The following is a 13,960-nucleotide window of genomic DNA, read 5'->3' as shown; positions in this document are numbered from 1 at the left end:
GTGGAGATCGCACTGGTGGAGAAGAACCAGTACCGCTTCCGGATCGAGCAGCGGGAGCCGATGCGCGTACCCGGGGTGGTGTTCGCCTCGCGGGCACTGCTGCCGCAGGCGGCGGGGGACAAGGCGCTGGAGCAGGTGGCGAACGTGGCGACGCTGCCCGGCATCGTCCGCGCCTCCTTCGCGATGCCCGACGTCCACTGGGGCTACGGCTTCCCGATCGGCGGGGTGGCCGCCACCGACATCTCCCACGGCGGGGTCATCTCGCCCGGCGGCGTCGGGTTCGACATCTCCTGCGGCGTACGGCTGCTGGCCGCCGGCATCGACCGCGAGGCGCTCGGCCACGACCGGATGCGGCGGCTGATGGACATCCTCGACAGCACCATCCCCCGCGGCATGGGGCGCGGCGGCCTGTGGAAGCTGTCGGGGGCCGGGGAGATGGACGACCTGCTGGTCGGCGGCGCACGCTACGCGGTCGAGCGCGGCCACGGTGTGCCACGCGACCTCGCGCGCTGCGAGGACTACGGCGTCCTGGACGGCGCGGCCCCGGGGCAGGTGAGCAAGCGCGCCGTCGAGCGCGGCCTCCACCAGGTGGGAAGCCTCGGCTCGGGCAACCACTTCCTGGAGGTCCAGGCGGTCGACCAGGTCTACGACCGGGCCACCGCAGCGGCCTTCGGACTGCGGGTGGGCCAGGTGTGCGTCATGATCCACTGCGGCTCGCGCGGCCTGGGACACCAGGTGTGCACCGACCACGTGCGCGTGATGGACCAGGAACTGCACCGGTCTCGCATCCAGGTCCCGGATCGGCAGCTGGCCTGCACGCCGGTCGACTCGCCGCGGGGCCGCGCCTACCTGGGGGCGATGGCGGCGGCCGCCAACTACGGCCGGGCCAACCGCCAACTGCTGTCCGAAGCCACCCGCCATGCCTTCGCGACGGCTGCGGACGTCGGTCTGGAGCTGGTCTACGACATCTCGCACAACACCGCCAAGCTCGAAACCCACGAAGTGGACGGTGTGGCACGTCCACTGTGCGTCCACCGCAAGGGCGCCACGCGGGCGCTGCCGCCCGGCGACCCGAGCCTGCCCGAGGACCTCGTCCGGGCGGGCCAGCCGGTACTGGTCCCCGGGACGATGGGCACCGCCTCGTACGTGATGGTCGGCCTGCCCGGCAACGACGCCTTCCATTCCGCCTGCCACGGCGCCGGCCGGGTCTGGAGCCGCCACCACGCGCTGCGCATGGTCCGCGGGGAGCGGCTTCGCGGCGAGCTGGAGGCCCGGGGCATCGCCGTGCGCCCCTCCTCATGGCGTGGTCTCGCCGAGGAGGCGCCGGAGGCGTACAAGGACGTCGACGCGGTCGCCGCCGTCACCGAGGGCGCGGGACTCGCCCGGCTGATCGCCCGCCTGGTGCCGCTGGGCGTCGTCAAGGGATGAGCCGGCACTGAGCGGAAGGGAGGGGCGCGGTTTCCCCGGAGGCCCTGGTCCGTGGGGGTCCGCGACAAGCGGCGGCTCGGCGTGGACCGCGCGATCCCGTGAGAGCGCGGCGGGAAGCCGGACGCTGCCTCTCACTCTCCGTGGTAGAGCCGGTCGGGATCCACCAGGACCACCTCGCCGCGCGCCTCGGCCTCGCACAGGTGCGGGCTGAACCCGGCCGCGCTGTAGCAGGCCGGCCGAGCCCGGCTCACGTCCTCGCCGCGGTCGGCGAGTTCGGCCAGGATCTGGAACTGCTCGTGCAGGTGGTGCATGTCCATTGCCTCGTCCCAACACGCCCTGCCGACCGAGAGCAGGACCCCGGCACGGCCGTGGACCTCGCCACGGACCACCACATCGACGTCGACCGGCCGGTGCCCCTGGGCCCCTGGAAGCGACCCGGCGGAGGCGGTGACGGGTCGGGGGCCGAAGGTGTCCCGGGACGCGAACCCGGTCACCCAGTCCCGGCATACCTGGGCGAAATGCGGCCGGAGCACCGCGGATTCGAAGACGGACCGCGCCGACTTCCAGACCTCTGCGGGGCCCTGCTGCCCCAGCGCGATGCGGTTGGGGCGTATGACGGCGTGGTCGAAGGCGAGGAGCGGCTCGGTGATGCGGTAGCGGGTCACGCCCGGCCGGAAGGCATCGGGTACGCCCTCGACGAGGCCGCAGTCACGCAGCACGGAGAGGATGTGGGGCACCTCGGTGTCCGGGCGGTCCAGCCAGTCGGCGATCGCGCCGGGCGTCGAGCAGCCCTCGGCGATGGCGGCCAGGGTGGAGTGGCACAGGCCGCGGTCCCAGCCGTCGGGCTCCTGCTCGATGATGTGTCCGGCCTTCCACAACAGCGGAAGACGGGGGTTGAGGACGGTCCGGCACACCCAGGCGTCGAAATCGTCGGGGCCGGCCGGGATGTCCTCGCCGGCCGGGTCGTACCGGAAGGCGGTGCTTGCGCCGACGACGGCGTGGACCTGGAGGGCGAGGCGCGGATCGTCGATGCTCCAGAGCCGCGCGCCCTGCCGGAAGTCCAAGGGCAGGAACTTCAGGTGAAGGTCTGCCGAGGTCGAGGCGGTGCCGAGCAGTCGGCGCATCATCGGCATGGCGCTGCCGCACAGCAGCAGCCGTACCCGGTTGGGCCGGCCCGCCTCGCGCAGTCGGCGGCAGACACTGCTGACGGCGGAGGGCAGTGCGGGGCTCTGCCGGACGAGCTCGGGGAAGCCGTCGATGACGACGGGCAGCGGATGTTCGCTCGCGAGCGTCGCGAAGGCGTCGAGCGCGTCCGCCCAGCAGCTCCAGCGGGTCGGGCGGGTGGCGCCGGTGTGACGGGCGAGCTGGTCGCCGAGCCGCCGGAGGGACTCCGCCTCCGCCACGTCCTGGGCTCCGAAGTAGAAGCCACCGGTCGCCGAGGTCAGTTGCTGAAGCAGGAAACTCTTGCCCTGCCGGCGGGGCCCGGTGACGATGGCGACTGCGGGCCCGGGCCGGGGATCGCGGGCGAAGGCGACGAGCGCGTCCCATTCGGCCTCACGGTCGAAGAGCTCCTTCGGCCGGGCAGCAGTGGTGGTGACGGATCGCACGGGTGGGTTGTCCCATCGTTCGGCGGCAGCCTTCAGACCCAGTAGACCTCCGGGGTGGCCGCCGCGCCTCTCAACGAGCGGGACCGGGCAGCGTATGTCAGTGGCGGGATGCGGTGTGCGGTGTGCGGTGTGCGGTGTGCGGTGTGCGGTGTGCGGGCCGATGATGCCGCGCACCACGGTGGTCCGGTGTCGACGTGGGTGTCCGAAGGCGCAGCGAAGGGGCCGGGGGACAGCGACGACGCCGTCCACCGGGCGGCACGGGCCCGCGACGGTGGACGGTCCGGGACCGACGCGAACGGAATATCGACGACCTGCCCCGTCCGACGGCCGGCACCCCACCGAGGTACCGGCCGCATCATCCGTTCATCCGAACTCATGGGGTGCGGAGGGATGTGTCCCCGGCGCGCCGGGGCGGCGGTCACGGTGGGCTCCGGTGGTGAAGCCGTTCGGCGCTCGCGCCTTCGCGGAACGCGAGTAGCGTGGGGCGTGAGGCAGGGCCGGCAAGAAGTCCGGCTGTCATCCACGAGCGTGGGAGCTGCGGGCGAAGCAGCGATGGCGGCGGTCCGGTACGGCCGGAGCAGTCGTTGGGGTCGGCTGACATCAGACCGTTTCCGCACCGCTCGTAGTCGGTGGCGAACCGAAGAGACCGGCTCGTCGGACGCGCGTGTCCCGGACGGGCCGCCCATCACCGGCGACGTGACTCCGACGGCCCGTAGACGCCGCGAGGGTGCCGCATCGCCGCCGAGGAGCGACCGTGAGCGGCACGTTTCCCGCCCCGGGAATCCCCGGGCGCAGGTGTCCGCGCGGGGAGTCGCGGCCGGGTTCTGCCGCATCGAGGAGGCTGGACCATGCACTTCGCTGACCGCACTGACGCGGGGCGGCGACTGGCCGGGCAGCTGACGCACCTCGCGGACGAGGACGTCGTCGTCCTCGGGCTTCCCCGTGGTGGCGTGCTCGTGGCGGCCGAGGTCGCCGAGGCGCTCGGAGCGCCGCTGGACATCATCGTGGTGCGCAAGCTCGGCGTGCCCTTCCAGCCGGAGCTGGGCATGGGAGCCATCGGTGAGGACGGCGTGCGCGTCGTCAACGAGGAGGTGATGCGTGCGACGCGAACGACCGAGGAGGAACTGGCCGCCGTGGAGGAGCGGGAGCGTGCGGAGCTGGACAGGCGTGCCCGGCGCTACCGGGGCAGCCGGCCGCGTACCGGGGTCAGGGGCCGGACGGCGGTCGTCGTCGACGACGGCGTCGCCACCGGGTCGACCGCCCGGGCCGCCTGCCTGATCGCCCGCGGCCACGGAGCGGCCCGGGTGGTGCTCGCCGTCCCCGTGGCACCGGAGGGCTGGACCGCCAGGATGCAGGACGCCGCCGATGAGCTGGTGTGCCTGAGCACCCCGGTCGGCTTCCTCGGGATCGGGCAGTTCTACGAGGACTTCGCGCAGACCACCGACTCCGAGGTCATCGCCTGCCTCGAGCGGGCGGCAGACCGGCTGCCAGGGAGCGATCCGCTGAGCTCGGCCGCACAGGATGCAGCACGATCCGCCGCTCCGCCCGTCGCGGATCCGGACGTCGTCGTGCACGCCGGACCGGTCCGGCTCGCCGGGCAGTTGGCCGTCCCCGAAGGGGCCACGGGCCTCGTGGTGTTCGCTCACGGCAGCGGCAGCAGCCGGCACAGCCCGCGCAACCGCTCCGTCTCGGACTCGCTGAACAAGGCCGGCCTGGCCACGCTGTTGTTCGACCTCCTCACGGCGGAGGAAGAACTGGACCGGGCCAACGTCTTCGACACCTCCCTGCTGGGCCGCCGCCTGACCGACACCACCCGTTGGCTGCTCGAACAGCCCGAGGCCCAAGGCCTCGCGGTGGGCTACTTCGGCGCCAGCACCGGCGCGGCCGCCGCGTTGTGGGCGGCGGCGGAGCCGGGATCCCCCGTCGTGGCGGTCGTCTCCCGCGGCGGCAGGCCCGATCTGGCCGGGCCCCGCCTGCCGGCGGTGACCGCGCCCACGCTGCTCATCGTCGGAGGCGAGGACGAGGTGGTGCTGGACCTCAACCGCCAGGCCCAGGCACAGCTGCGCTGCGAGAGCCGGCTCGCCGTGGTCCCCGGCGCCACTCACCTGTTCGAGGAGCCCGGTGCTCTCGCACAGGTGGCGGACCTGGCCACAGAATGGTTCACCGGCAACCTGGGTCGTCGCGCAGGACCGGGAGGCTGAGCGTCGCTGTGCCGGAGCGCGGCCGCAGGTCCGTGTCGAGAAGGGCGCCGTGCGTGAAGGACGGCGGCGCGCGAACGGAGCCGATGCCCGGGCACCCCGGCGAGAGCTGCGGGGGCCTCGTGCGACGGCTGTACTCCGAGCGGACCGGGGCACGGTGAACGAGGCCATCTATGCAACGCGCTTGTCTACGCGCATCATTGGGTTGCTTCGCTCGCACAACCATCCCCGGCCGCGGCGTGGGCATCCCCGCTTCACATGTGCCTGCCGGCCGCCGCCGCGCACTTTGTCATGCACTTGTCATCTCCTAGGGGAGGCAACACGATGGCTTGCGGATCCACCAGCCTGTGGGCCGGTGAAACCAGCTGGTTCTGCTGCGGCAATGCCTGGGGCCCGTGCTCCAGCGCCGGTGGCGGCGCCTGCGGCAACTGCCAGTCCAGCGCACGTCACGGCGCGTGGCCCAACGCCTCACAGGCGTGCTGGAACATCACCCGGCCCGACCTCTGTGGCGAGAACATTCCCAGACGCGGCTGCGGTGCGGTGATGAACGTGAAACACCAGTGCTCGGGCGCGACGGTGTGCATCACGATCACCGACTGCGGCCCACGCACCAAGGACTGGTGCGGAGAGGCGACGTGCTGCAACGGCACCTGTCGCACCAACCGCGTCCTCGACCTGACCCCGGCCGCCTTCTCGGCGATCGGCAACCTGAGCTCCGGCAAGCTGCCGGTCTACATCTACGAGTGAGGGGGACGGCCATGACCGCACGACACGACCGGGCCGACGGGATGCGCCGTCGGCGCTTCCTCACCACTGCCGCCCTCGGCGGCGCGACCATCGTCGGCGCGACCGCGCTCGGCGGCCTCGACGCCGAGGCCGCCTTCGCCGCGGAGCCCTCGCTCGACCCCGCGATAGACAGGTCCACCTTCGTGGAGGGCCGCATCACGGGCATCACCGGCAGCGTCCTGGAGGTGGCGGGCTCCAACGGCGGCCACTCCCGGGTGCAGATGACCAACGTCACCAGCGTGTGGAAGGTGCGCGCCACCACGGCCGAGGTGATCGAGGTCGGCGACGGGCTCTACGCACGCGGCGTCACGATGCCCGACGGCACCGTGGCCGCCGACGCGGTGTGGGTGAACATCGTGAACCTGGACACGCAGATCCGCGGCATCGCGAAGAACCGGCTGCACCTCGCCCACGGGCAGCACGAACTGGTCGGTCACGTCGCCCCGGACGCCACCGCCTCCTACGCGGGCCGCGCCCTGACGTCCGACCTGTCCCGGCTGCGTATCGGGCAGAGCGCCCAGGTGCTCGGTGCCTGGCGGCCGTCCGACAACTCCGTGGACGTCGTCCGCATCTCCGTCGGGCACTGATGCGGGACCGAGGACGCAGAGAGAGGAAGAGATGCTGTCACTGACAACGGGCCTCGCCCCACTGGTCCTCGCGGGCCTGCTCGGGTGGACCGGAGCGGTCAAGGTGTTCAGCCGGGGCACCGCCCGGCAGGCGCCGAAGACGGCGCTGGCCCGCATGCTGCGCAGCAGTGGGCGGGCCACGACAGTCCTCCGCGCGACCGGGGCGGGTGAACTCCTGATCGCCGCGGGTCTGCTGGTGGTCCCGGCGAACCCGGTGCCGGGGGCAGCCGCGGCGGTCCTAGGGGCGGGCTTCCTCACCTATCTCGGCTACGGCCGGGCCATGGCACCGGAGTCCTCCTGCGGCTGCTCGGCACGTGAGGACTCCCCCATCACCTGGCGGGCGTTCGCGCGGGCGGCCGTCGTACTCATCGGCGGTGCCACGGCGGCGGTGGCACGGGGCACCTGGTGGTCGGCGGTCTCCGAGCGGCCGGCCGGTTCCGTTGCCTTCCTGGCCGGGGCGGCGGCGGTTCTGATCGTTCTCTCGGCCGATCTCGACCGGTGGTGGCTGCTGCCACTGCGCCGGACGAGGCTGCGTGTCTTCGGGCACCCGCTCCTCGGCACCGCCACCGGGAACCAGGTGCCGGTCGCGGCGAGCGTCGAACTCCTGGAGAACTCCCTTGCCTGGCAGGCCGCCGCACCGGTGGTCCGGTCCGCCCTGCTGGACCACTGGGAGGACAACGGCTGGCGCATTCTCCAGTACTCGGGTGTGCACGGGGACCGGGAGAACGCGCGCCCGGTCACGGTGGTGTTTGCACTCGACGCCACGGCCGGCCGCGACACCGGTGACGACCCGGTCGTCCGTGTCAGCTACGTCGACGCGGACAGCGGGGAGGCGGTGGCCGTGGACGAACTGGGCGCGGTGCCGTCGCGGAAGATCCTGCCGATGGTGGGCTGACGCCACGGACGAATCACCAGCCCGCACAGGCCTCCGGAACACAGTGCACAGCAGCGCCGGACCGATAGCCGGGTCCGGCGCTGCCTGGTTCGGGTCCGCCTCCTGGTTGCCGTCGTCGAGAGGGCGGTCCCTCACCAACCGCCGGAGATTTCGACGCGGGCGTTGAGGCCGCCCTTGCCGTTGCCCTTGTAGAAGTAGAGCTTTCCGGTGGCGCCCTGCCGGGGCGCCACCGCTTCCAGGTCACCCGTACCGTCACCGGTGAAGTCAGCGCCGGCGTAGTCCGAGATCCCGTTCCATCCACCGGAACCGATCTCCGTCCGGGAGGGACCCGCGTCGATCGTGCCGCCGCCGTGGCCCTTGTAGAGATAGAGCTTCCCGGTGGATTTCTCGGTGGCGACGATGTCGTCCCTGCCGTCCCTGTTCATGTCACCAGGACTGACGATCTTGTCCATGCCGTTCCAGCCACCGGAGCCGATCTCCGTCCGGGAGGGACCGGCGTCGATCGTGCCGTCGCCGTGGCCCCGGTAGAGGTAGAGCTTCCCGGTCGACGTCCCGACACCGCCGAGGTCATCCCTGCCATCACCCGTGAAGTCGCCGACGAAGGTGTTGCTGATCCCGTTCCAGCCGCCGGAACCGATCTCCTTACGACGTCCCGGACCGCTACCGGTACCGGGGTAGAGGTACAGCTTTCCACTCGCGATCTCGGTGCCGACGAGATCGTCCTTGCCATCCGAGTTGAGGTCACCGACGGCCAGATTCGCCATGCCGTTCCAGCCACCCCTACCGATCAGCACCCGCGAGGTCAGGGTTCCCGTGCCCGTACCGGGGTACAGCCACAGATTGCCCGTCGACACCTCAACGGCCACCAGGTCCTTCTTGCCGTCCCCATTGAAGTCACCGGCCGTCAGATTTGTCATACCCGGGTCGCCCCTGGTCACAGCCGCGCCGACGTCGACGTAGTTCCGGTCGATGTTGATCGCCGTCCCGCTGTACGACTCGGTGACATTGCCCGCGTGCTGGTGAACACGCTGGTGCTCGGACCAGTACCCGGCGGGGATGTTCACGTCGGCGGTGTCGGCTTTACCGTTCCAGTTGGCGGACCAGACCACGTCCGGACGCTCCAGCGTCGTGGACGAGTAGACGGAGGAGAGGTCCTTGATGCCACTGGAGGAGGAGCTGTACACGCCTGACCGGTAGCGCAGTTCGTGCAGACGGTCGGACCAGCCGGAGAGAAAGTTGAGGACGTTGGTGCGGTACCCCGAGGAGTACGCCTCCATATCGGTGTAGAGCACCGTGCCGGGAACGAATCCGAGCCCTTGTGCCAGATCGACCGCCGCGTCGGCGGCCGACCGTCCCTGGCTGGTCGCGCTTAAGGAGGAGATGCTCCCCGCTTGGAGGCCCGCGTAGACGGGGAGCAGATGCCAGCCACGGCCGCTCTGCTCGGCCACCCATGAAGCGGTGAGGTTCGGTTGGGAGCAGGCCCGGCTCGGTCCGCCCATGTAGATGCCCACCCCTCTGTAGGGTGAGGACGCCCAGTCCGCCATGGCGCCCGAGGAGGGCGCCGAGCAGGCATCGAAGGCTTTTCCGGTGTAGCCGGTGCCCGGGATCGCGGAAGCGGTGGCCGCGGAAGGCCGCGCCCGGGGGGCCGGAACTGTCTGCCGCTCGGCCGTGCTGCTGATGGTGGCGGAGCCCAGGATCTTCTCGATCGCTGTCGTCGACGAACCGTAGCTGACGGTTGCATAGACGCCGGCGCCCGCGAAGGCCAGCCGTACTTCGCGGGAGTCGCCGGCCGCAAGAACACGGGGAGCGGGGGAGCCCGCCGGGACGTTCACGGTGGGCACATCCTCTCGGGGTGCAGCTCCGGTGAACGGCTCCAGCACGATCGCATCGGTCTTCGTGGCGATCAGGTGGCTGGGGCAGAACTGCTCGGCTCCCGGATGCCCCAGGTACACGGCGTGCTGATCGAGTCTCACGCAGGCGTTCGGGTCCGTCTCCAGGTCCACCAGCCTCCACCCGGCCGGAACGTCGATGGAGAGTCCTCGGTACTCGACGTGGGTGAGCGGTTCCGCCGCCGAGGCGGCAGCGGAGTGATGGAACATCGCGGTCAGTCCGATGGCGGCCATGAAGGCACAGGCTGAACGGCGCAGATGACGGTTCTTCATTCTCTCTTCCAGAAGTCGGGCCGATGTGGCAGGTCGGGGCAGGGAGCGCACAGAGGCAGGGCGGGGCCGCAGCGAACTCGGACCCGCCTGGTGGGGTGCCACCAGGCGCCGGTGCCGATTTCGATGCGGGCGTTGAGGCCGCCTGTGCCGTTGACCTTGTAGAGGTAGGGCTTTCCGGTGGCGCCCGGCTGGGATTCGAGGGCTGCCAGGTCACCCGTACCTCTACCGGTGAAGTCACCGCCGTCGTGGTCCGAGATCCCGTTCCAGCCACCGGAACCTGTCTCCGTACGGGAGGAACCGCCATCGATGGCGCCGTCGCCATGACCCTTGTACAGGTAGAACGTCCCGATCGACGTCACGACACCACCAAGATCATCCCCACCGTCACCCGTGAAGTCGCCGACGAAGGTGTTGCTGATGCTGTTTCAGCTGCCGGAACCGACCTCCGCACGACTGCCCTCTCTCGGCGGCCCTGCTGCACGGCCCGACCCGATTCCGTAGCGGAGCAGCGGAACGGCTCGTAGGCTGACCTGCCGCCTTCAGGTCCCGATGCTCCGGTCGGCCGCATCTGTCCCTCAATCTCACGCAAGGATGACCAAGATGATCCACGGACCAGACCTGCCCGCAGGTGCGCGCCGGGTCCCCTACGAGGACCCGGGCCTGCCGGATCACCGGAGTCCCCTGCGGTTCCTGTGGTGGCTGACGACAAGTCAACGCAAACGAGTCCTCCTCGGCTCCGCGTGGGGCAGCACATGGATGTGCGCACTCATGCTTCCGCCGTACCTGATGTCGAAGACGATCGATGACGGGCTCAGGGCCCGGGACACGCGGGCGTTGCTCCTCTGGATCGGCGCCCTGGTCGTCGCGGGGGCCGGGATCGCGATCCTCGGCATCCTGCGACACCGCACCATGACGCTCATTCGTGTGGACGCGGCCTACCGCACGGTGCAGGTCGTCACACGCCACGTCACCCGCTTGGGATCGACGCTGCCCCGGCAGGTGTCCGCAGGTGAGCTCGCACACCTCCAAGCCGGTGACATCAGCAGGATCGCCCAGACACTGACCATCACGGGTCCCGGCGTGGGTGCGGCCGTCGCGTACGTCGCAACCGCCGTCCTGCTGTTCCGGATCTCCGCCGTTCTTGCTCTGGTGATCCTTCTCGGTGTCCCGGCCCTGGCGTTGACGGTCGGCCCCTTGCTGGGGAATCTGCACAGCGCTGAAAGCCGCTACCGGGAGGATCAGGGCACCCTGACCGCTCTCGCCGGCGACATGGTGGCCGGCCTGAGCATCCTCAACGGAATCGGCGGCAAGCCCATGTTCGCCGGACGGTACCGGGAACGCTCCCAGGCCCTCGTTCCTCTCGGATACCGTGTTGCCACCATAACCAGCTGGGTCCAGGCACTCACCGCGTGCCTTCCCATAGTCTTTCTCGCCATCGTGACGTGGATCAGTGCGCGGATGGCGGCCACCGGGGCCATCACCGTGGGCGAACTGGTGGCGGTCTACGGATACGTCGCCGCCCTGCTGGTACCCGTCTCGGCCTTTATCGAAGGGGCAGACGATCTGCCGCGCGGGCTCGTCTCCGCAGGCAGGGTGGTCGACATCCTCGCGCTCGAGCCGGCTCCCGAGGAGCACCGGACCCGACTCGACCCACCGGACTCCCCCAGCCGGTTGCACGACCCCGAGTCGGGCCTGGTGGTCGCCCCGGGGAAGGTGACAGCCCTGGTCGGCGCCCGCCCCGACGAGCCACGCACCGTGGTGGACCGGTTGGCCGGCTACACCGCCTCCGACGTCTCCTGGGGCGAGACCAAGCTGTCCGACTGGGACCGCACCGCTCTCAGACGGCACATCCTGCTCGCCGACAATGATGCCTATGTGTTCGCTGGACCACTACGTTCTGTCGTCTCCGGCAACACCGACCGCTCCGACGAGGATATCTGGCGGGCGCTGCGCGCCGCCGCCGCAGAGGACATCGTCGAAACGCTGGCCGACGGGCTCGACACCCGCCTGGAGAACCAGGCCCGCAACGTCTCGGGCGGACAACGCCAACGGCTGCGGCTGTCCCGGGCCCTGCTCGCGGATCCAGCGGTGCTCCTGCTGGTGGAGCCAACATCCGCACTGGACGCGCACACTGAGGCAACCGTCGCCACCCGCGTGGCACGGTACCGCCACGGGCTGACGACCCTCGTCGTCAGTTCATCGCCACTCGTGCTCGGCCAAGCCGACGAGGTCGCCTACCTCGTGGACGGGAAGGTGCACGCGACCGGCACGCACGGCGAACTCCTCGCCGGTCAACCCGGATACGCAGCACTGGTGTTCCGCGGTAGCACCGAAATCCGTGACGAAGCCGCCGCGGCGCATCACGTGGAAGGACAGCCCCGATGAGCCAGTCCGACGAGACGCCGCGCCTGCCGGTCGCCGACGCCAGGACGGTGCGCCGGGCCGCCTGGCAGCTGTTGAACGACGACCGGGGGGCCATCCGCGGAATCCTGCTGCTGACCTGTCTTGCCGCACTTGCCGGCGCGGCCGGTCCCTGGCTGCTGGGCCGCATCGTCACCGGAGTCGAGGCCGGCGATCTGTCCGTCTCCCGAGTCGACGGACTGGCCGCCGCCGTTCTGAGCTTCGCGGCAGCCCAATTGGTGCTGATGCGCTTTGCACGAGGTCTCTCCCACCGCTTCGGCGAGCGCGCGCTCGCCCGGCTCCGTGAGCAGGTCATCGACCGCACCCTCGCGCTGCCGGGGCGGATCGCGGACGAGGTGGGCACCGGCGATCTGGTCACCCGTTCCACCCTGGACGTCTCCACCGTTGCAGCCACCCTGCGCAATGCGGCCCCGGACATCTTCATTGCCGGCGTCCAGGTCGTGTTCATCTTCGCCGCGGTCTTCCTTCTGGACCCCCTCCTCGGGCTGTGCTCGGCGGTGGGGCTTCCGCTCGTATGGGGAGTGAGCCGCTGGTACCTGACGCGCTCCCGTGCCGCCTACCTCGCCGAGGGAGCGGCCGCCGGTGAGGTCTCCGAGATCCTCAATTCCACTGCGCACGGTGCCCGCACCGTCGAGGCCTACGGGCTGCGTGCACAGCAGAACCACACCCTCGACAAGGCCATCGACACCACCTACCGCGCCAGTGCGCGCACCCTCTCCCTGCGGACAGTGCTGTTCCCGGTCACCGAGTTCGCGCACACCCTGCCCATGGCACTCATCCTCCTCGTGGGCGGGCTGGGCTACCTCGACGGAGCGATCCCCCTGGGCGCCGTGGTGGCGGGTAGCCTATACATGTGGCAGCTGGTCGACCCGCTCAACCAGATGCTCATCTGGGTCGAACAACTGCAGCGCAGCGGCGCCTCGTTCGCCCGCGTCAAGGGCGTCGGACTGGTCTCGCACACGTCTGACGCCCCGGTACCGACCCCTGCGGACGACCTCATCGAGGTCAGCGGCGTGCGGTACTCCTACCTCCCCGGACACGAGGTCCTCAAGGATGTCGAGCTGCAGGTACGTCCGGGCGAACGGCTGGCGGTGGTCGGCCGGTCCGGAGCAGGCAAGTCCACCCTCGGCAAGCTGATGTCCGGTGTGGACGCACCGGACACCGGTCGCATCCTGGTCGGCGGCGTTCCCGTCGCCGCCCTGGCCGCAGCGGGCGAGCTGGGCAACCGCATCGTCCTCATCACGCAGCAGCACCACGTGTTCTTGGGCACCCTTCGCGACAACATGACCATGGCCGCACCCGAGGCCGACGACGAGGCCATCCTCGCGGCACTGGCGCTGGTGGAGGCGGACTGGGTGGCCGAACTGCCGGATGGCCTGGACACCCGGCTGGGCTCGGGCGGAGTCGAACTGGAGGCCGCGCAGTCGCAGCAACTCACCCTGGCCAGGGTGCATCTGGCGGATCCGCACACCCTGATCCTGGACGAGGCCACGTCACTCCTCGACCCGAAGACGGCCCGGCAGGCGGAGCGAGCGATGGCCGCCGTCCGGTCGGACCGCACCATCATCGCCATCGCCCACCGGCTTCAGACCGCACATGACGCCGATCGCGTCGCCGTCATGGAGTCCGGCCGCATCGTCGAGCTGGGCACGCACGATGAGCTGGTCGGCGCGGACGGAGCGTACGCGGCGCTGTGGCGGTCGTGGGACGGCGAAAACTGAGTTTCCGGTGACCCGTGAGGGACTTTTCACCGCCTGAAGCAGCAAACTACTGAAAGCCCAGAAAGGGCCTCCGACGCAGGTCAGAGGCCCTTCCGAAGGCAAAACCGCAGGTAGCG

10 protein-coding genes are annotated in these 13,960 nt (G+C 70.5%); 7 read left to right on the top strand and 3 right to left on the bottom strand.

The features are described from left to right. A complete protein-coding gene (locus ACGFSA_RS13415) occupies positions 1-1,428 on the top strand; it encodes an RtcB family protein (RefSeq protein WP_393303611.1) in 1,428 nt (475 codons plus the stop codon). 131 nt (positions 1,429-1,559) lie between these two features. On the opposite strand, the gene ACGFSA_RS13410 is transcribed toward ACGFSA_RS13415, so the two are convergent. Further along, positions 1,560-3,035, bottom strand: a complete 1,476-nt coding sequence (locus tag ACGFSA_RS13410; protein WP_393303609.1) for an ATP-binding protein — start codon at positions 3,033-3,035, stop codon at positions 1,560-1,562. A gap of 848 nt (positions 3,036-3,883) precedes the next feature. Here ACGFSA_RS13410 and ACGFSA_RS13405 point away from each other — a divergent pair. The 4 genes from ACGFSA_RS13405 to ACGFSA_RS13390 all read left to right on the top strand — a co-directional run bounded on the left by ACGFSA_RS13405 (position 3,884) and on the right by ACGFSA_RS13390 (position 7,540). After that, positions 3,884-5,236 (top strand): phosphoribosyltransferase family protein, encoded by a 1,353-nt coding sequence (locus ACGFSA_RS13405; protein ID WP_393303607.1) that lies wholly within the window; start codon positions 3,884-3,886, stop codon positions 5,234-5,236. Between the two features lie 321 nt (positions 5,237-5,557). After that, on the top strand, positions 5,558-5,980 hold the full coding sequence (locus ACGFSA_RS13400) for a hypothetical protein (RefSeq protein ID WP_358859506.1): 423 nt from the start codon (positions 5,558-5,560) through the stop codon (positions 5,978-5,980). Positions 5,981-5,991: 11 nt separating this feature from the next. Then, positions 5,992-6,606 carry a cell wall protein gene (locus ACGFSA_RS13395; RefSeq protein ID WP_393303605.1) on the top strand — a complete coding sequence of 205 codons (615 nt, stop codon included), beginning with the start codon at positions 5,992-5,994 and terminating at the stop codon, positions 6,604-6,606. A gap of 31 nt (positions 6,607-6,637) precedes the next feature. Continuing rightward, positions 6,638-7,540, top strand: a complete 903-nt coding sequence (locus ACGFSA_RS13390) for a MauE/DoxX family redox-associated membrane protein (protein ID WP_393303603.1) — start codon at positions 6,638-6,640, stop codon at positions 7,538-7,540. A gap of 131 nt (positions 7,541-7,671) precedes the next feature. On the opposite strand, the gene ACGFSA_RS13385 is transcribed toward ACGFSA_RS13390, so the two are convergent. After that, entirely contained in the window at positions 7,672-9,663 is a 1,992-nt protein-coding gene (locus ACGFSA_RS13385; RefSeq protein ID WP_393303601.1) for a glycoside hydrolase domain-containing protein, read from the bottom strand. Between the two features lie 35 nt (positions 9,664-9,698). Continuing rightward, entirely contained in the window at positions 9,699-10,061 is a 363-nt protein-coding gene (locus tag ACGFSA_RS13380) for a hypothetical protein (RefSeq protein ID WP_393303599.1), read from the bottom strand. Between the two features lie 241 nt (positions 10,062-10,302). Between ACGFSA_RS13380 and ACGFSA_RS13375 the strand changes: the two genes are divergently transcribed. Then, positions 10,303-12,087, top strand: a complete 1,785-nt coding sequence (locus ACGFSA_RS13375) for an ABC transporter ATP-binding protein (RefSeq protein ID WP_393303597.1) — start codon at positions 10,303-10,305, stop codon at positions 12,085-12,087. After that, entirely contained in the window at positions 12,084-13,844 is a 1,761-nt protein-coding gene (locus tag ACGFSA_RS13370; protein WP_393303595.1) for an ABC transporter ATP-binding protein, read from the top strand. Before ACGFSA_RS13375 ends, ACGFSA_RS13370 begins: the two co-directional genes overlap by 4 nt. Positions 13,845-13,960 lie beyond the last annotated feature (116 nt).

Origin of the sequence: Streptomyces sp. NPDC048496, assembly GCF_043200055.1 — a bacterium.
Classification (GTDB): domain Bacteria; phylum Actinomycetota; class Actinomycetes; order Streptomycetales; family Streptomycetaceae; genus Streptomyces.
This window is presented reverse-complemented; position numbering and strand designations above follow the sequence as displayed.

Excerpts from the sequence above, each read along its gene's own strand:
- ACGFSA_RS13405 (WP_393303607.1), top strand. The coding sequence starts at position 3,884 with ATGCACTTCGCTGACCGCACTGACGCGGGGCGGCGACTGGCCGGGCAG.
- ACGFSA_RS13400 (WP_358859506.1), top strand. The coding sequence starts at position 5,558 with ATGGCTTGCGGATCCACCAGCCTGTGGGCCGGTGAAACCAGCTGGTTC.
- ACGFSA_RS13395 (WP_393303605.1), top strand. The coding sequence starts at position 5,992 with ATGACCGCACGACACGACCGGGCCGACGGGATGCGCCGTCGGCGCTTC.
- ACGFSA_RS13390 (WP_393303603.1), top strand. The coding sequence starts at position 6,638 with ATGCTGTCACTGACAACGGGCCTCGCCCCACTGGTCCTCGCGGGCCTG.
- ACGFSA_RS13385 (WP_393303601.1), bottom strand. The coding sequence starts at position 9,663 with ATGGCCGCCATCGGACTGACCGCGATGTTCCATCACTCCGCTGCCGCC.
- ACGFSA_RS13375 (WP_393303597.1), top strand. The coding sequence starts at position 10,303 with ATGATCCACGGACCAGACCTGCCCGCAGGTGCGCGCCGGGTCCCCTAC.
- ACGFSA_RS13370 (WP_393303595.1), top strand. The coding sequence starts at position 12,084 with ATGAGCCAGTCCGACGAGACGCCGCGCCTGCCGGTCGCCGACGCCAGG.